This window comes from Microbacterium sp. B19(2022) (assembly GCF_012030385.1).
GTDB lineage: Bacteria > Actinomycetota > Actinomycetes > Actinomycetales > Microbacteriaceae > Microbacterium > Microbacterium oxydans_B.
The window spans coordinates 1-16864 of the sequence record NZ_JAAUVO010000021.1; the positions used below are offsets into that span (position 1 = coordinate 1).

Annotated in this window: 15 protein-coding genes; 12 read left to right on the plus strand and 3 right to left on the minus strand. The window is 68.8% G+C overall.

Annotation, left to right across the window (positions count from 1 at the left end; genetic code table 11):
* Positions 1 to 29: 29 nt before the first annotated feature.
* The 4 genes from HCX50_RS16540 to HCX50_RS16555 are packed head-to-tail and all read left to right on the plus strand — an operon-like array spanning position 30 to position 7978.
* A complete protein-coding gene (locus HCX50_RS16540) occupies positions 30 to 1301 on the plus strand; it encodes an ABC transporter substrate-binding protein (RefSeq protein WP_167635082.1) in 1272 nt (423 codons plus the stop codon).
* 19 nt (positions 1302 to 1320) lie between these two features.
* Complete coding sequence (locus HCX50_RS16545) at positions 1321 to 3897, plus strand: family 78 glycoside hydrolase catalytic domain (RefSeq protein ID WP_167635083.1); 2577 nt, start codon at positions 1321 to 1323, stop codon at positions 3895 to 3897.
* Positions 3890 to 5407 carry a beta-L-arabinofuranosidase domain-containing protein gene (locus tag HCX50_RS16550; protein WP_167635084.1) on the plus strand — a complete coding sequence of 506 codons (1518 nt, stop codon included), beginning with the start codon at positions 3890 to 3892 and terminating at the stop codon, positions 5405 to 5407. Before HCX50_RS16545 ends, HCX50_RS16550 begins: the two co-directional genes overlap by 8 nt.
* A gap of 51 nt (positions 5408 to 5458) precedes the next feature.
* Positions 5459 to 7978 (plus strand): FG-GAP repeat domain-containing protein, encoded by a 2520-nt coding sequence (locus tag HCX50_RS16555; protein WP_167635085.1) that lies wholly within the window; start codon positions 5459 to 5461, stop codon positions 7976 to 7978.
* Positions 7979 to 8036: 58 nt separating this feature from the next.
* On the opposite strand, the gene HCX50_RS16560 is transcribed toward HCX50_RS16555, so the two are convergent.
* Together HCX50_RS16560 and HCX50_RS16565 are read right to left on the minus strand one after the other, a co-directional pair.
* Positions 8037 to 8792, minus strand: a complete 756-nt coding sequence (locus tag HCX50_RS16560; RefSeq protein ID WP_091030532.1) for an SDR family oxidoreductase — start codon at positions 8790 to 8792, stop codon at positions 8037 to 8039.
* 98 nt (positions 8793 to 8890) lie between these two features.
* Positions 8891 to 9646 (minus strand): SDR family oxidoreductase, encoded by a 756-nt coding sequence (locus HCX50_RS16565; protein ID WP_091030537.1) that lies wholly within the window; start codon positions 9644 to 9646, stop codon positions 8891 to 8893.
* Between the two features lie 208 nt (positions 9647 to 9854).
* Between HCX50_RS16565 and HCX50_RS16570 the strand changes: the two genes are divergently transcribed.
* The 3 genes from HCX50_RS16570 (at position 9855) to HCX50_RS16580 (ending at position 12594) form a co-directional block, all read left to right on the plus strand.
* Positions 9855 to 10805 carry an alpha/beta hydrolase gene (locus tag HCX50_RS16570; RefSeq protein ID WP_091030541.1) on the plus strand — a complete coding sequence of 317 codons (951 nt, stop codon included), beginning with the start codon at positions 9855 to 9857 and terminating at the stop codon, positions 10803 to 10805.
* 36 nt (positions 10806 to 10841) lie between these two features.
* A complete protein-coding gene (locus HCX50_RS16575; protein WP_167635086.1) occupies positions 10842 to 11585 on the plus strand; it encodes an alpha/beta fold hydrolase in 744 nt (247 codons plus the stop codon).
* A gap of 70 nt (positions 11586 to 11655) precedes the next feature.
* Positions 11656 to 12594, plus strand: coding sequence for an alpha/beta fold hydrolase (locus HCX50_RS16580; protein WP_237682555.1), 939 nt, complete (start codon positions 11656 to 11658; stop codon positions 12592 to 12594).
* Between the two features lie 59 nt (positions 12595 to 12653).
* On the opposite strand, the gene HCX50_RS16585 is transcribed toward HCX50_RS16580, so the two are convergent.
* On the minus strand, positions 12654 to 13391 hold the full coding sequence (locus HCX50_RS16585) for an SDR family oxidoreductase (RefSeq protein ID WP_167635088.1): 738 nt from the start codon (positions 13389 to 13391) through the stop codon (positions 12654 to 12656).
* 163 nt (positions 13392 to 13554) lie between these two features.
* Here HCX50_RS16585 and HCX50_RS16590 point away from each other — a divergent pair, with 163 nt between their 5' ends.
* From HCX50_RS16590 to HCX50_RS16610, 5 genes are all read left to right on the plus strand, one after another.
* Positions 13555 to 14076, plus strand: a complete 522-nt coding sequence (locus tag HCX50_RS16590; RefSeq protein ID WP_167635089.1) for a carboxymuconolactone decarboxylase family protein — start codon at positions 13555 to 13557, stop codon at positions 14074 to 14076.
* On the plus strand, positions 14073 to 14663 hold the full coding sequence (locus HCX50_RS16595; protein WP_167635090.1) for a hypothetical protein: 591 nt from the start codon (positions 14073 to 14075) through the stop codon (positions 14661 to 14663). The genes HCX50_RS16590 and HCX50_RS16595 overlap by 4 nt, the downstream gene beginning before the upstream one ends.
* Positions 14664 to 14763: 100 nt before the next feature.
* The gene (locus HCX50_RS16600) at positions 14764 to 15534 is read left to right on the plus strand and encodes an SDR family oxidoreductase (RefSeq protein WP_272953122.1); all 771 of its coding nucleotides are present in this window, start codon (positions 14764 to 14766) and stop codon (positions 15532 to 15534) included.
* Between the two features lie 22 nt (positions 15535 to 15556).
* On the plus strand, positions 15557 to 16456 hold the full coding sequence (locus HCX50_RS16605) for an RNA polymerase sigma-70 factor (protein WP_167635092.1): 900 nt from the start codon (positions 15557 to 15559) through the stop codon (positions 16454 to 16456).
* On the plus strand, positions 16453 to 16851 hold the full coding sequence (locus HCX50_RS16610; protein ID WP_051662217.1) for a hypothetical protein: 399 nt from the start codon (positions 16453 to 16455) through the stop codon (positions 16849 to 16851). Before HCX50_RS16605 ends, HCX50_RS16610 begins: the two co-directional genes overlap by 4 nt.
* Positions 16852 to 16864: the final 13 nt, after the last annotated feature.

Genomic DNA, 16864 nt, shown 5'->3' on the forward strand with positions numbered 1-16864 from the left:
ACCCTGCCCCACCCGAGAGGAAAACCCGCATGTTACAACGCAGTGCACCCGCGGCGGCTGTCGGCATCGTCGCCGTCCTGGCCCTCACCGCCTGCTCGACGTCAGACGAACCCACGAACACGGGATCGACCGGCGACCAGAAGACGCTCACCATCGCCACCGACAACGTCGCTCCGCTGGAGGCGGTCGTCGAAGAGTTCGAGGCGGCCCACCCCGACATCACCGTCGAGATCCAGGACGGTGGCAGCGACTATCCCACCTTCCTCCGCACGGGTCTCGCCGCCGGCACCGCCGCCGACGTGATCCGCACCTTCCCCGGCGCCGGCAACGTCGTGAGCGTGGTTCCGCTCGACGAAGCCAGCCAGCTCGTCGACCTCAGCGGGGCCGAATGGGCGGGCGAGCTGTCGCCCACGCAGAACAACCTCTTCAGCAACGACGACAAGCTGCTGTCGGTGCCGATCGGCGCGCTCGGCCTCGGGCCCGTGTACAACGACCAGACGATGGAGGAGCTCGGCCTCGAGATTCCCGAGACCTACTCCGAGGTGCTCGACCTGTGCGCCGCCGCGAAGGACAACGGCAAGGTCGCGTACACGATGTTCCTCAAGGGCGGCAGCTCGATCCCGAGCTACGCCATGCTGGCGCCGCTGCTCTACGGCCCGAACCCCGACTTCACCGTCGAGCAGATCGCGGGCGACCAGTCCTTCGCCGACTCGGAATGGGTCGACGCCTTCGCCATGCAGCAGGAGATGCTCGCCGCCGGCTGCTTCAACGAGGGGCCGACCGGCACCGAGTGGAACGTCTCGTTCGAGCAGGTGGCCACCGGTCAGGCGCTCGCCACGTTCGCGTTCTCCGACACCACGTCGCTGGAAGACGTGGCACCCGAGGGCGCCACCTTCTCGATCGCCCCGTTCCCGGTCGACGACTCGGGCGACAACTACCTGGCCGCCGCCGACTCCTCGGGCTTCGGCATCAACGCCAAGTCGGACAACCAGGATGCCGCGAAGGTGTTCATCGACTTCCTCGCGACGGCGGATGCGCAGAACGCCTACGCGACCGCGTCGAAGGGGGCACCCTCGCTCCCGAACGACTCCTTCTCGCCGGACAGCCCGAACCAGGCGACGGTGCTGGAGTACGTGGTGTCGGGCAAGACGGCGACCTGGCCCGACCAGGGATGGCCGGGGACGGCGACCCAGCTCGAACTGAACGAGGTGACTCAGACGGTCATCCTCGGCTCCGATTCGCCTGAGGTCGCGGCCGAACGGCTCGATGCGGCCTTCGCCAAGGACCTCGCCGACAACTGAGCACGTGAGGTGGCGGGCCGTGATCGGCCCGCCACCCGCGCTGCCCGTCCTCACGGAGAACGAGCTGATGCCGAACACCTTTTCCCGCCTGCGCGTCAACGGGCTCGATTCTCCACTCGGGGTCGACTCGACGTCGGTGCGTTTGAGCTGGAGCGCCGACCAGCCGCTGCGGCCCGACGACCTCATCGTCGTCGAACTCGACGCTGACTCGGCCACCGATCACCTGCACGTGCTGAGCGCCGATGCGCGGTCGATCGTGCTGCCCCGACCGGCAGGCCGGCTCGTGCAGTGGCGGGTGGGAGTGCGGCGAGAAGGTCGAATCGCGTGGGATGCCCCGCGCGGCTTCACGACCGCCCCCGATCTCGAATCGACGGGGGCGCAGTGGGTCGCCCATCCCGCGGTGGCGCGCGCTCGCGCCGAGGGCGACGACCGCACGGTGTGGTTCGCCTTCGACATCGAGTCCCGCGCCTCCGACACCCGCACGCTCCTTCACCTGGCAGCCCCAGGGGTGGTCGAGGTGCGCGTCGACGGACGTCTGCGACGCGACGGCCTGCTCGGCCCCGGTTACAGCGACCTGCGCACGGAGGCGTCTGCGGCGACGCACGACCTCGGCCTGCTCGCCCCGGGGCCGCACACGGTGACGATCGAGATGGCATCGGGTCCGTATTGGATCTCGGACGACCCCGCGCGCTACCGGAAGTTCGCCGCGCAGCATCAGGCTCCCCGCCTGCTCGCCGCGATCGAGCAGTTCGGAGCGAGCCCCCGCGTCACGACGACCACGGCGGGGCACACGCGCACCGGCCGCGGCGCGACGCTCGCCGCGCACTGGTATGGCGGCGAGGACTACGACGCGGGCGTCCCCGAACCGTGGGAGCACGGCGCCGACACGGTCGCGGTCGCGGCCGGCGCCCCCTCCCCGAAGATCTGGTGGCCGGAGCATCCGCCCCTCGCCGTGGTGGAGACGCGGGAGGCGAGCACCGCCTGGGAGGGCTCGCGGGGACGTGTCGTCGACTTCGGGGTCAATGTCGCCGGCGTGCCCGAGGTCCGGTGGCAGCCCGCCGCGGAGGACCGTGTCGTGGAACTGCACCCCGCCGAGCTGATCAGCGGCGACGGCGTCGACCAGGACAGCACGGGAACGCCGATCTTCGACAGGGTGCGCATACCGGCGGGAACAGCGGGCTCGTGGTCGCCCCGGTTCGGCTATCACGGCTTCCGGTACGTCGAGCTCCGAGGACCCAGCGCGGGGATCGAAGTCTCCGCTCACGTCATCCGGGCCGCCAACACGCGCGCCGGCGGTTTCATGAGCGGCGATCCGTTCCTCCAGCGACTGCACGAGGTCATCGACCGCGCCGTGCAGGGGAACATGCACAGCGTCTTCACCGACTGCCCGCACCGCGAGAAGCTCGGCTGGCTGGAGCAGCTGCACTTCTGCTTCGACGCGATCGCGCGCGGCTACGACGTCGAAGCGCACCTGCGCGACATGCTGCATCACGCGAGGACGGCCCAGCTGCCCTCCGGGGCCATTCCGAATACGGTCCCCGAGTTCGTCGACTTCAGCGGACACGCCTACCTCGACGATGACGATGCGTTCCGTTTCGACGTCAACTGGGGTGGCGTCATCGTGCATCTCCCGCTCGCGCACTACCGGGAGTACGGCGACCGACGCGTGCTCGAAGACAACGTCGCTGCCATGAAGGCGTACGTCGCCTATCTCGCAAGCCGTCAGGTGGCGGGGCTGATCGACTTCGGCCTCGGCGACTGGATCGCCATCGACGCCTCGGCCCCCCGCGAACTCGTGGCCTCGCACGGGTTCCTGCGCGTGCTCGAGTCCGCCGAGGTGATCGCGGAGATCGTGGGCGAGCAGGCGTGGGCGTCGGAGCTCCGGGCGCTGGCGGGTTCCGTGCTCCACGCGCTCCGGCGACACGAGGCTCCCGGCGCCGATGCCAGTCAGACCGAGCTCGTGATCCTCACGGACATCGCCGAGAAGCGCGGTGACGGCGCGGCATCCGACGCCTTCTTCGCCTCGCTGCTCGAGCGCATCGCTGCCGACGGCGACGCGTTCACCGTCGGCGAGGTCACCTTCGCGCTGCTCGTCGATCTGCTGCACCGGCGCGGTCATGCCGAGCTCGTGCATCGCACGATCTCGCGCACCGATGTTCCCGGATACGGCATGCAGCTCTCGCGCGGGGTGACCGCCCTCGCGGAGACCTGGTCGGCCGAGAGGCTCACCGTCGGCGAGGGTTCCAACAACCACTTCATGCTCGGGATGATCGACCACTGGCTGCAGAGCGATGTCGCGGGTCTTCGTCAAAGTCCGACCTCCATCGCGTGGCGATACGCCGTGGTCGCGCCGGTCTTTTTGGCCGCGGTACCGAGCGCCGCATCGGTCTACCACTCGGTGCGCGGCACCTACCGGGTGGCATGGCGCCGGGAAGGGGCGGGCGTGCGTGTGGAGATCGAGGTTCCGGTCGACGGGCAGGCGAGCGTGCTGATCCCGGGCGTCGCGGCGCATGACGTCGGCCCCGGTACGCACGTCTACTTTGCGGACGATGCCGACACGGTCATGGCCACGGCGGAGGTGAGCGCTCATGGTTGACGTGCGCTCCGGCACGCCGGCTTTCGTGTCGGCACTCGAGGAGGATCACGCGCTCCGCGCCTCGGTGCAGAGGCTGCTGCGTGACGACTACGAGGTGGCCGACGTGATGCGGAGCACTCTCGAGAGTGACTGGCCGGGAGACCTCGCCGGGCGCCTGCTGCTCTCGCTCTCCCGGTACGCGCGGGCCGGAATGCCGACCCTCGAGCGTGCGACGCAGCTGAACGAGGCGATGCTCGATGTGCTCGTGCCGCGCGGGTATCTCGGCCCCGAGGTCGGGGAGGTCAGCGATGAGCAGCAGGTCGCCTGCCATGGGTGGGTGGCCGCGGGGCTGCTGCAGTTCTTCCACGTCACCGGCGACGAACGCTCCCGGAGGGCCGCGTTCCGCGTGATCGACGCGCTCATCGCCCCGGCTCTCCGGCGCCGCGACTATCCGTGGGCGCGCGTCGTCCCCACCTACGGCGGTGCGCCATCGGGCACCGCCACCGAGGTGATCGGCGGGTGGGCCGTCTCGAGCGACGTGTGGTGCGTGCTGCTGTCCTTGAACGCGCTCGTGCCGGCGGCCCTCCTCAGCGGGCGCTCCGATCTCGCCGATCTCATCGTCGAACTGACGCAGACCGTGAGCACCCTGGATGTCGTCGCGCACCGGGCCCAGCTGCACGCGGTGCTCGCCGCCGCCCGCAACCTCGCCGACTGGTCGGTCGCGACCGGCGACGCACAGGCCGCCGATGTCGCGACCGTGCTCTATGACACGTATGCGCGCGAGGGGCGCACGCTCAATCACGCCACCTTCAACTGGTTCGGCCGCCCCGACAGCTGGACGGAGCCGTGCGCGATCGTCGACTCGATCGGCGTCGCGGGATCCCTCCACGAGCTGACCGGCGATGGCCGGTACCGAGTGGATGCCGCCCGCATCGCGCACAACGGGCTGTCCTTCGCCGAGCGCCTCGACGGCAGCTTCGGGCTCGACACGATCGCCACCGCGAGCGATCCGATCCTCGCGGCGGTCGAACCCGATGCGCACTGGTGCTGCACGATCCGCGGGGCGATCGGGCTGCTCGAGGCTCGGGAGACCGCAGCCCGGCTGCACGGGGAGGTGTTGGTGGTCACCGACCTGTACCCCGGCACGCACGTGGTGCACACGGACGCCGGCGTCTGGCGCATCCGCCAGGAGACGCGCTACCCCGCAGACACGACGGTCGGTTTCACGGTCGTCGAAGCGCCGGAGACGACCGGGGAGTTCGTGATCGAGATCGCCGTCGAAGACGTGGTTCGCACCGTGACCCTCCCGGCTCGGATCGGGGCGACCGCGGTCGTCGAGCTCGTCTTCTCGCCGCACCGCGAACAGCTCACCGAAGCGGATGTCGAGCGGGTGGGTCCGGTGCTGTTGGTGCGCGATGCCCACGATCCCGACGCGCCGCCGCGGCCGCTCACCGACTTCGCGGGCACCTTCCTCGGCGTGGCCGGCCCCCGCCTGATCCTCACTCTCGACGTCGACGGGCGGCGTCGATAACAGCCGAACACCGGACCGGCACCGATGCCGGACGCTCAAAGGAGAGCACACATGAGATATCGCAATCTGATCGGGGCGCTCGCCGCGGTCGCGCTCGTGGCCACGGGCGCAGTGTCGCCCGCTGTCGCCGCGGATGGCGCCGTCGATGCGGCCACCGACGCCACCACCTCCGGCGCGACCGCGACCGCGGCCGCTACGCCGAATGTCGGCATCTGGTACGCCACCTGGTACTCGAAGGTCCCTGCACTGCCGATCACCTCCGCGACGGGCCACGGCGCCTCCAGTGCGAGCCAGTTCCTCGCCGATGTGAACGGCGATGGAAAGGACGACGCCGTCACGTTCGATGCCACGGGTGTGTGGAGGGTGGGGCTCTCGACGGGCACCGGTTTCGCGGCCGCGACCGCCTGGGTGTCCGGCCACGGAGCCGGGTCGAGTGAGCGCTTCATGGCCGATGTCAACGGTGACGGCCGCGCGGATGCGGTCGCGTACTTCGCCACTGACGGCAACGGCGACGGGCAGCCGGGCGACTGGTATGTCGCGCTCTCGTCGGGGACGTCGTTCCAGCAGTACACGCTCTGGAGGGCGAACACCGGGGCGAGCGCCAATGCACGTTTCGTCGCCGACGTGACCGGAGACGGCCGCGCGGATCTCGCCACCTTCACCAACGGTTCCGGAGCGGTGAACAGTGGCACGTGGCACGCCGGCGCCTCATCGGGCACCGGCTTCGCCGCCCTCACGACCTGGCGGACCGGTTTCGGCGGTAACACGACCCGCCAGCTCCTCGCCGACACGACGGGAGACGGCAAGGCGGATGCGGTGTACTTCGCCGCGTGGGACGGGTCCTGGTACACGACTCCGTCGACCGGTTCCGCGTTCGGTGCCCCCGCCGCGTGGACCACCACGCACGGCATCGGATCGAATGACCAGTTCGTCACGGACGGCAACGGCGACGGCTACGCGGAACCCTACGTCTACTTCCACGCCGACGTCACGGGCGACGGTGTGGGCGGCGACCTGATGGGCCGCGAATACGATCGCGCGCTCAAGGCCATCTCGCCGGAGAACATCGCGCTGCACACGGGGTTCGGGGTGGGCGCGACGCGCCTGTTGCAGGGGAACATCACCGGCGACCGCTACGGCTGGAAGGCGACCGTCGCCTTCACCGCCGGAGTCGGCGGCGGAACCTGGAACGCTCTGCGATATCGCTCGGCGGACAGCGTCTCCACCAACACCTGGGCGGGATTCCCCGGCAAGCCGGCGATCCGGTACGTCCCGTATACCCTCGGTAGCTACCAGACGTACGACAGCGGGAACTCGGCGGTGATCGACGAGCACCTGAACACCATCTCCGGCGCGGAGATCGACTGGCTCCTGCTTGACGAGACGAACGGTCTGAACAACGTCAGCGGTGCCATCCTCAACCGGGCGGCAGACGTCGCGGCGCGCATCGCGGTGCACAACGCGCAACCCGCGAAGCGCGACATCCGATACGCCTTCGCCATCGGCCGGGTGCAGTGGACGGGCACCCCCGTGACGATCGAGCAGGAAGCGGCCCAGACCTGGGCCGAGTTCGCCGGTGATCCCACGATCGGCGGATCCGAGCACTACCACGAAGTCGACGGGAAGCCGCTGCTCGTGGTCTACGCGCCGGTCTCGACGCAGAACGCGTGGCGCTCCTACACGGGCGACAAGAGTGCGTCGAACCACTTCACCGTGCGCTTCGCCTCGAGCGCGCTGCCGGGTGAGTACGGCTGGCAGCTCGGCCCGGACGGCTCGCCGTCGAACGACGAGGTCATGCTCACCATGCCCGGGTGGAACAACAACGTGCCCGGCTACACCCCTGTTTCGCGTCAGAACGGGCTCTACTACATCGAGAAGACCTGGCGGCGGGTGCTCGACCGGCCGACCCCGCCCGAGAGCGTCGTGATCAACTCGTTCAACGAGTTCGCCGAGGAGACATCGGTGCAGATCGCCGACACGAGCGGTCTCGTGGCACCCGCCGAGAAGTGGACCAACACCGACGGTGTGATCGACAACTCGATGTACTGGAACATGACGAAGGACTTCGTGCGCCAGCTGAAGCATCCGGACGCCGTGCATCATGCGAAGTCCGACTTCGCCAGCACCCAGGGCGCCGGAGGGTGGTCGTACGAGCAGTGGACCTATCCGAGCGGCTCACGAGTGATCGCGCCGATGACGTGGGATGCCACCAACACCCGGTGGAAGGGGACGGCCACCTGGACCATGGTCCGGTCCGACGCACAGCATCCGGATGTCGGAGCCGATGCCGCGCGCGTCTATGTCGCCCCGACTGCGGGCAGCACGGTGGTCACAGGGGTCGTCTCCAAGCCGCAGGCGGGTGGTGACGGAGTGGTCGTGCGCATCCTCAAGAACAACACTCAGATCTGGCCGACCGGCACGACGGGCATCACTCTGACGACTGCCGCGGCGCGCACGTTCCGGGTGCCGGTGACGGTCGCGGCCGGCGACCGTCTGGAGTTCGTCACCCAGGCGCGCTCCACCGCGGCGTACGACACGACGGCGTGGGACGCGACGGTCACCTACCAGTAGGCGACGAAGCGGGCACCCTTCTCGGTCGAGGAGGGTGCCCGCTTCGTCGTGCGGTCTGTTACTTGCGGGGCGGGTTCAGCGGCAGCCACTGTTCGAGAGTCGTCTCGAAGATGTGCGCGCCCTCGACGGGGATGAGGGTGCGCTCCTCGATCACGGCGCCGTAGTACGGAGCGGTGTCGTCGCGGACCACCGTGCGGGCGTCGCCACGGAACGTCAGCGCGCGCCGGGCGAACTCGTCCATGCCCATGGCCTCGGGGCCCGCGATCTCGACGTCGCCGGCCGGTTCGCCCGCCGCAGCGCGCGCGACGGCGGTCGCCACGTCCTCGGCTGCGATGGGCTGGATCAGCGCGCCCGGCAGGCTCACAGTGTCGCCCTCCGTCGAGATATCGGCGATGCTGCCGACGAACTCGAAGAACTGCGTGGCGTGCACGAGGGAGTACGGGATGCCCGACTCACGGATGAGCTGCTCCTGCGCCACCTTCGCGGCGAAGTAGTCGATGTGCTGCGGGCGGTTCGTGCCCACGATGGTGAGCGCGACGTGGTGGGTCACGCCCGCCTCCGCCTCGGCTGCCAGCAGGTTGCGCGTGGAGGTGGTGAAGAACTTCAGGACGTCCTGGGCCTCGAACGACGGCGAGTTGGAGACGTCGACGACCGTGTTCGCGCCGACCAGGACCTCGGCGAGTCCTTCGCCGGTGAGCGAGTTGACGCCGGTGTTGGGAGAGGCGGCGACGGCCTCGTGGCCGTGCTCGCTCAGCTTCGCGACGACCTTCGAACCGATGAGGCCGGTTCCTCCGATGACGACGATCTTTGCCATTTCATGCCTTCCTTTCCGGGGCGCCGAAGGGGTGCCCATCAGCTATGACCGAGTGGCAGCCCTCGTTGTGACGGATGCCATCGCGCACGGTCTGGTCTTCAGACGGTCGCCGCGATACGCCACTCGTGGTACCTCGTGGGAGCGATCGTCGCGGTCGCTTCGGGGAGCAGATCGCGGTTCTGCAGACGCGCTCCGAAATAGGTGCCGAGAGGGTCCGCGACCACTTCACGCTCGTCCTGCCGGGCCCGGAGATCCTGGGCGGCGATCTGTTCGAGGCTGAAGACCTCCGGACCGCCGAACTCCACCATGCCGAAGAGCGGTTCGCCGACGGCCGTGCGAGCGACCGCTTCGGCGACATCGTCGGCGGCCATCGGCTGCACGAGCACATCCGCGACACGGACGGCGCCGCTGCGCGCCGCCTGGTCGGTGATGTTGCGGATGAACTCGAAGAACTGGGTGGCGTGCACGAGGGAGTATGGGCGTCGCGACTCGACGATCATCCGCTCCTGCTGCTCTTTCGCCACGAAGTAACCGCCCTCCGCACGGGCCAGACGGTCGGTGCCGACGACGGAGAGTGCGACGTGATGGCGGACTCCGGCGGCCTCGCCGTAGGTGAGCAGGTTCATCGTCGAGGTGTAGAAGAAGTCGCGGGCGGCCTCCTCGTCGGTGTACGAGGAGTTCGAGACGTCGACGACGACGTCCGCGCCGGTCAGAGCATCCTCCAGTCCTTCGCCCGTGTATGAATTGACGCCGGTGGCGCGAGCGGCGGCGACGACATCATGTCCGCTCGCTCGCAGCGTGCGGACGAGCCTCGTTCCGATCAATCCCGTTCCGCCGATGACCGTGATTCTCATGTCTCTCCCTCGTTGCCGATTGCCCGTTCCGGATCCTCTCCGTACGAACATGACCGCGCAGGCGCACCGGTTGTGACACCGACCGACGGGTGGCCGACCGGCTCCGAAGATGTCGTCACATTCTTCGGCCTCACCTGGTCCTGTCTTGCATGAGCCACATGATCGGCGACGATCCGAACCGGCTCGACCCCACACGAGAGGACCTGTCATGACCGACCATGTACTCGAGCCCGAAGCCCGGGCCTTCGCCGATGCCGCGGGAAAGCCCCCGTTCCTCGCCGACCTCGGCGTCGACGGCGCGCGCACACTGCTGGACGACGTCCAGGCCGGCCCCATCGCGAAAGCTGACGTCGCCGACGAGTGGATCACCGTCCCTGCGGAGGTCGGCGACGTGCAGGTGCGCATCGTCAAGCCCGCCGGCGCGACTGGTGACCTCCCCGTCGTGCTCTACGTCCACGGCGGCGGCTGGGTGCTGGGCAACTCCGGCACGCACGACCGTCTGGTGCGTGAACTCGCGAACGGCGTGGAAGCGGCGATCGTTTTCGTCGAGTACGACCGCTCGCCGGAGGTGCACCACCCCGTCGCCATCGAGCAGGTCTATGCCACAGCGCGATGGATCATGGACGACGGTGCGAGTAGTGGCCTCGACGCGTCCCGGCTCGCCATCGCCGGAGACTCGGTCGGCGGGAATATGGCCGCCGTCGTGGCGATCCTCGCCAAGCGGCGCGGTGACGTCGTCTTCCTTCACCAGTCGCTGTACTACCCGGTCACCGACGCCGGCCAGAACACCGAGAGCTACCGCGAGTACGCCGAGGGTTACCACCTGCGCGCCGATGCGATGGCCTGGTTCTGGGACTGCTACCTCCCCGACGTGGAAGCCCGCAAGGACGTGACCGCCTCCCCGCTGCGCGCCCCGATCAGCGAACTCGAGGGGCTGCCGGAGACCCTGCTCATCGTCGACGAGAACGATGTGCTCCGCGACGAGGGGGAGGCGTACGGCCGCAAGCTCATCGAGGCCGGCGTGCGGACGACCCTCGTGCGCTACGACGGCACGATCCACGACTTCATGATGCTCAACCCGCTGCGCAGCTCCGCCGCCACCACGGCCGCCATCGAGCAGGCCATCCATGTGCTCCGCAAAGCCCTGACCGCCGCCTGACCCCGCACGACCCCACCCCAGAAGAAAGAAGACACCATGTCCATCGAGAAGCCCACCATCGTCCTCGTCCACGGCGCGTTCGCCGAATCCGCCTCCTGGAATGCGGTCATCGGCCGGCTGCAGAGCCACGGCGTGACGGTCGTCGCGGTCGCGAACCCGCTGCGCAGCCTCGCCGTCGACGCCGCCTACGTGCGCGACGTGATCGCCTCCATCGGCGGACCCGTCATCCTCGTCGGCCACTCCTACGGCGGCATCGTGATCACCGAGGCCGCGGCCGACAACCCTGCCGTCGTCGGTCTCGTCTACGTCTCGGCGTTCGTCCCGGAGACCGGCCAGAGCGCTCTCGACCTGTCGAGCAGCGCACCGGGAAGCACCCTCGGCGAGACGCTCACCGCCTACCCGGTGGCGACCGGCGGCAACGAGCTCGCCATTCGCACGGAAGCCTTCCACCACCAGTTCGCGGCAGATGTCGCGGACGACGTCGCCGCACTCATGGCCGCGACCCAGCGCCCCGTCACAGAGGCGGCGCTCTCGGATGCGGTCACCGCCGCGAACCCGGCCTGGAAGAGCATCCCGTCCTGGCACGTGTTCGGCGACCAGGACCTCAACATCCCCGTCGCCGTCTTCCGCGCCGGTGCGGAGCGCGCCTCCTCGCAGGGGACGCGTGAGATCGCGGGGGCATCGCACGCCGCCCTGGTGTCGAACCCCGACATCGTCGCCGAGGTCATCGCCTCCGCGGGCAAAGCGTACGTCGCGAGTCAGACGTCGAGCGCGGCCTGACATGACCGCGGCGCCCCGCACTGCCGCCGCGGTGCGGGGCGCCGCGCCATCGGCCAGAGAAGGAATGACCATGACCACTGCCCCCTCACCGTTCCCCGCCGCCAGCCGTGTCGATGCGGGAGACCTCTCCGTCTCCTACTTCGACCTCGGCGATCCGCAGGCGGATCCCGTCGTGCTCCTGCACGGCTACCCGTACGACGTGCACAGCTATGTCGAAGTCGCGCCGATGCTCGTCGAAGCGGGATACCGGGCGATCGTCCCGTATCTGCGCGGCCACGGCGACACACGGTTCCGCGATCGGGACGCACCTCGGACCGGAGAGCAGGCGGCGCTCGGGTCCGACCTCCTGGCGTTCATCGACGCCCTCGACCTGGACGAGCCGGTCCTCGCCGGGTACGACTGGGGCGGGCGCGCCGCCTGCGTCGTCGCGGCGCTGTGGCCCGAGCGGATCTCGGGCCTCGTCTCGGTGAACGGGTATCTCATCCAGAACATCGCCGCTTCGCAGACGCCGATCCGTCCGGATCTGGAAGCCGGATTCTGGTACTTCTGGTACTTCGCCACCGATCGCGGACGCCGAGGGCTCGACGCCAACCGGCGCGAGATCGCCGACGTGATCTGGCGCCGCAACTCGCCGGAGTGGGCGTTCAGCGATGCCGAGATGGATCGTGCCGCCGCCGCGTTCGACAACCCCGACTACGTCGACGTGGTGATCCACTCCTACCGTCATCGGCTCGGACTCGCACCGGGGGCGCCGAAGTACGAAGACCTCGAGCACGCGCTGGCCTCGGCGCCGCCCATCAGCGTCCCAACCATCACGCTGGACGGCGAGGCGGACGGCAACTTCCCGGCGACCGACGGCACCCCACAGGCGCACCTGTTCACCGGGCCGCGCGAGCATCGCCGGGTCCCGCACGCAGGGCACCACCTCCCGGCCGAGGCGCCGCACGCCTTCGCCCAGGCGGTGGCCGATGTCGCGGAGCCGCCGGGGGACGGCGCCGGAACTCCGTAAGTCGAAGGTGCGCCGCCGTCAGGACGACGGCGGCGCACCTTCGCGACACGGAGGGATCCTCAGTGCACCTGATCGGTGGGGCGCACCAGGATCTCGTTCACCGCCACATGATCGGGCTGATCGAGCGCGTACACGACCGCCGCGGCGATGTCCTCGGGCTGGAGGGTGCGCATCGACTCGCCGATGCGATCGGCCGCCTCGCGCATCACCGGGTCGGTGGTGTGATCCGTCAGCTCCGTGGCGACGAAGCCCGGCTCCACGACGATCGTCCGCACCCCGTACGGCGTGGCTTCCTGGCGGAAGGATTCGGCGAACGCGGTGATGCCGAACTTCGTCGCCGAGTAGGCGGCGGCGCCGGCTGACGCGATGCGCCCCGATGTCGAAGACACCTGCACGTACGAGCCGCGTGACTCGATGAGGTGAGGGAGAGCCGCATGGGCGACACGCATCGAACCCAGCAGATTCGTCTCCACCATCCGCACCCACTCGTTCGTATCCGCATTCAGGATCATGCCGGCGAGCATCAGACCCGCGTTGTTCACGAGGGCGTCGAGCCGGCCGAAACGGGCGACGACCGCGGAGACCACCCGGTCCACGGAGTCCGGGCTGGTCACATCCAACTCCATGGCCACCATCTCTCCCGGCGCTTCCTCGACCAGCGCCTGCAGGCGTTCTGCACGACGCCCGGCCGCCACCACGAGTGCTCCGGCACCGGACAGGGCGAGCGCGGTGGCCCGGCCGATTCCCGACGACGCACCGGTCACGAGCACGACTTTGCTTCTGAGACTGCTTTCCATCTGCTTCTCCTGATCTTTTCTCGGACGCCAATGTGACCGCGAACCACTTCGCCCTGTGACACCTCGGAGGGGCTGTTCGCTCAAGGCCTGTCACAACCGGGTCCCCCGCCCGGTCTCTGCTGTGGACAGGGCGATATCGCGCCCCACGATCCGGAAGGTGAACATGTCGACCATCAGCGAGCAGGGCGCCCCCGTCGGCGCGGCAGACGAGCACCAGCACGGCCCTCTTCGACTCGAGCGTGCCGTCCCGGCGGCCTATCAGGCGCTTCTCCTGGCAGGCAAAGAGGCCAACACGGCCGCGTTGAAGACGGGTCTCGAACAGAAGACGATCGAGCTGATCCGTATCCGCGCATCGCAGCTGAACGGCTGCGCCTTCTGTCTCCGGATGCACAGTCGCGACGCCGTCAGCGTGGGGGAGACCGCGGACCGGCTCGCCGTGCTCGGAGCGTGGCGCGACACCGACTACTTCACCCCCATCGAGATGGCCGCTCTCGCCGTGACCGAGATGGTGACGCTCGTGGCCGATCACCAGTCGGGGCGCTCCTCCCGCCACGACCCGGCCGACGCGCTCTCGGCGGAACAGCATGCGGCCGTGCGGTGGCTGGCCATCGTCATCAACGCGTTCAACCGCGTCGCGATCACGAGTCACTACGAAGTGGCTCCCGAGCACGCTGCCGCGTCATGACCGATGAGAGGCCCGATGTCTCGGCCCTGAACAGTGCGGTCGGCACGGAGCTGTTCGTGCTCCAGTCGGCTGCGAGCTCGACGATCAGCGAAGCGGGAACACGCAGTTCCATCTACCTGTCGACCCTGTCCAGCGGTCTGGTGGCCATCGGGTTCGCCGCGAACTCGCCCGCGCTGATCGGAATTCTCGCGTTCACCGTCCTGCCGGCGATCTTCGCACTGGGATGGTTCACGGTCGTGAGACTCGTCGACACGAGCGTGGAGAACATCACTGCGCGTCGACGCATGGAGCGGATCCGCGAGTACTTCGTCAGTCTGCATCCGAGGGGTCCCGAGCTGATCGCGCTCGACACGCCCCAGTCCGGCGAGCTCGGGGTGCGGTACGCGCGGTCCTCGTTCCTGTTCACGATGGCCAGCATGGTCGGCGCGGTGAACGCCGTCCTCGGCGGTGCCCTCGTGACCCTGGTGCTCGTCGGTGTCTTCTCCGTCTCCGAGCTGCCCGCCCAGACCGCGGGCATCGTCATCGGGGCGCTCCTGCTGACCGCGACCCTGATCTACGAACGACGACGGATCCGGGCTGCCACGTGAAAGTTCTCCGACTGTTGTCACACTTCGAGGTGCTGTCCGGTCACTGTTAAGAGAACCCCCCTGCGCGCACGGTGCGGGACCCAGGAACGGAGCGAGCGAGATGCGGATCGTCGTGTTGGGTGGGACCGGCCAAGTGGGCCGGATGGTCGTCGAGAGACTCGAACGTCGAGCTCAGGCGGTCGTGGTGGCTGCGCCGGCGAGCGGCGTGGATGCGCGCACGGGGCAGGGCCTCGATGCGGCGCTCGAGTTCGCGGATGCCGTCATCGACGTCACCAACGCCCCGGACGTGTCGGGTGCCGCCGCACGCGAGTTCTTCGAGACCACGACGCAGCGTCTGCTGGAGGCGGAGGAGCGCGCGGGAGTGAAGCACCACGTCGTGCTGTCGATCGTCGGCGCGGATCACGCCGGGGAAGACGGCTACTTCGCCGCCAAGGGCGTGCAGGAGAACCTCGTGCGGTCGGGGCCGATCGCCCACTCCATCCTCCGATCCACGCAGTTCTACGACTTCGCGCGGCAGATCGCCGAGTGGAACACCGCACAGGACACGGTGCATCTTCCTCCGAAAGCGGTGCAGCCCGTCGCGGCATCCGACGTGGCCGAAGCGCTCGTCGACCTGGCGATGGGTGATCCGCTCGGCGGCGCGGTCGACTTCGGCGGCCCCGAGCAGATGCCTCTGCCGGACTTCGTGCGTCGGGTACTCCGCGTCGACCATGACCCGCGCTATGTCGTCGAGGACGCGGAGACCACTACCCTGGGCTTCAACATCTCCGGAGACCTGCTGCTTCCTCGGTCTCCGCTGCGTCTCGCGTCCACGACCCTCGATACCTGGGTTCACGAAGAAGGCCGACGCCTTGTCGCAGGACTCCGATGAAGACAGGGGGAAGGGCGTGACGATGGCCGACAGCGGATTCGGCGAGGCCGCCGACCTCGACGAGGCAGTACGGATCTTCGACACGCACCGCCGACGACTCTTCGGCATCGCGTACCGGATGCTGACCACGGTCGCCGACGCGGAGGACATCGTGCAGGAGACGTGGATCCGCTGGCAGAACACGGATCGCAGCAAGATCCAGGAGCCCGTGGCGTTCCTGACGACGATCACCACCCGCCTCTCGATCAATGTGCTGCAGTCCTCGCACTCGCGGCGGGAGACGTACATCGGTCCGTGGCTCCCCGAGCCGGTGAACACGGATGACGATCCGGCGCTCGGTGCCGAGCGGGCCGAAGCGCTGCAGTTCGCGATCCTCCTGACGCTGGAGAAGCTGACGCCGACCGAGCGGGCGGCCTACATCCTGCGCGAGGCGTTCGACTATCCGTACCCACGTATCGCCGAGGTGATCTCCAGCAGCGTCGTGAGCGCGAGGCAACTCGTCAGCAGGGCGCGGGCGCACCTGTCGTCGGCGCGCAACGCCCACGTCGATCCGGTGGCTCAGCGCCGCCTACTCGAGGCGTTCCTCACGGCTGCTCAGAAGGGCGATGCGCACGAGCTCGAGGCGCTCTTCGCCGCCGATGTCGTCAGCTACACCGATGGCAACGGCGTCAAGCTCGCTGCGCGTATCCCCGTGATAGGTCGCGGGCGCGTGGCGAAGTTCGTCGCGGCGTTCGCGCACCACTTCTGGATCGGGAAGACCATCGACTGGGTGCAGGTGAACGGCCAGCCCGCGGCCACTCTCGTCGAGAACGGGACGGTCACGACCATGGTCACGGTGACCACGTCCAGCGAAGGCATCCTGCAGCTGCTCTGGGTGATGAGTCCGCAGAAGCTTGGGCACGTCACCGCGGTCACCGCATGACCCGCAAGCACTACCCGGCGTGGCTGCGACGGCGCCGTCATGATGCTGCCGATGTCGACACCGTCGAGTCGCTCGCGAGCGCGCTCTGCTCGTTGGACGAGGAGGCGATCCAGGCGCTGCTCCACCCGGAGGTCGAGGTCGTCATCGACAGCGGCGGTCACGTTCCAACCGGTCCGATGCCGGCGACGGGGCCGGAGGCGGCTGCCGCGGAGCTGCGTGCGCTGATGACGCCGGGGACCTTCATCGCTACCGCATCGATCAACGGTGTCCCCGGGCTCACACTCGTCCGCGACGAGCGTGTCGTCGCCGCACTCACGGCGGAAATGCGATCACGTCTGCTGTCCAACATCTGGATCGTGTGCAACCCCGACAAGCTGCGTCACTGGAATCGATAGCGGAGCGCGTCCG

Coding starts and splice junctions, on each gene's coding strand:
- HCX50_RS16555 (WP_167635085.1), top strand. CDS start 5,459: ATGAGATATCGCAATCTGATCGGGGCGCTCGCCGCGGTCGCGCTCGTG.
- HCX50_RS16595 (WP_167635090.1), top strand. CDS start 14,073: ATGACCGATGAGAGGCCCGATGTCTCGGCCCTGAACAGTGCGGTCGGC.
- HCX50_RS16585 (WP_167635088.1), bottom strand. CDS start 13,391: ATGGAAAGCAGTCTCAGAAGCAAAGTCGTGCTCGTGACCGGTGCGTCG.
- HCX50_RS16570 (WP_091030541.1), top strand. CDS start 9,855: ATGACCGACCATGTACTCGAGCCCGAAGCCCGGGCCTTCGCCGATGCC.
- HCX50_RS16600 (WP_272953122.1), top strand. CDS start 14,764: ATGCGGATCGTCGTGTTGGGTGGGACCGGCCAAGTGGGCCGGATGGTC.
- HCX50_RS16590 (WP_167635089.1), top strand. CDS start 13,555: ATGTCGACCATCAGCGAGCAGGGCGCCCCCGTCGGCGCGGCAGACGAG.
- HCX50_RS16540 (WP_167635082.1), top strand. CDS start 30: ATGTTACAACGCAGTGCACCCGCGGCGGCTGTCGGCATCGTCGCCGTC.
- HCX50_RS16550 (WP_167635084.1), top strand. CDS start 3,890: ATGGTTGACGTGCGCTCCGGCACGCCGGCTTTCGTGTCGGCACTCGAG.
- HCX50_RS16575 (WP_167635086.1), top strand. CDS start 10,842: ATGTCCATCGAGAAGCCCACCATCGTCCTCGTCCACGGCGCGTTCGCC.
- HCX50_RS16605 (WP_167635092.1), top strand. CDS start 15,557: ATGGCCGACAGCGGATTCGGCGAGGCCGCCGACCTCGACGAGGCAGTA.
- HCX50_RS16565 (WP_091030537.1), bottom strand. CDS start 9,646: ATGAGAATCACGGTCATCGGCGGAACGGGATTGATCGGAACGAGGCTC.
- HCX50_RS16560 (WP_091030532.1), bottom strand. CDS start 8,792: ATGGCAAAGATCGTCGTCATCGGAGGAACCGGCCTCATCGGTTCGAAG.
- HCX50_RS16580 (WP_237682555.1), top strand. CDS start 11,656: ATGACCACTGCCCCCTCACCGTTCCCCGCCGCCAGCCGTGTCGATGCG.
- HCX50_RS16610 (WP_051662217.1), top strand. CDS start 16,453: ATGACCCGCAAGCACTACCCGGCGTGGCTGCGACGGCGCCGTCATGAT.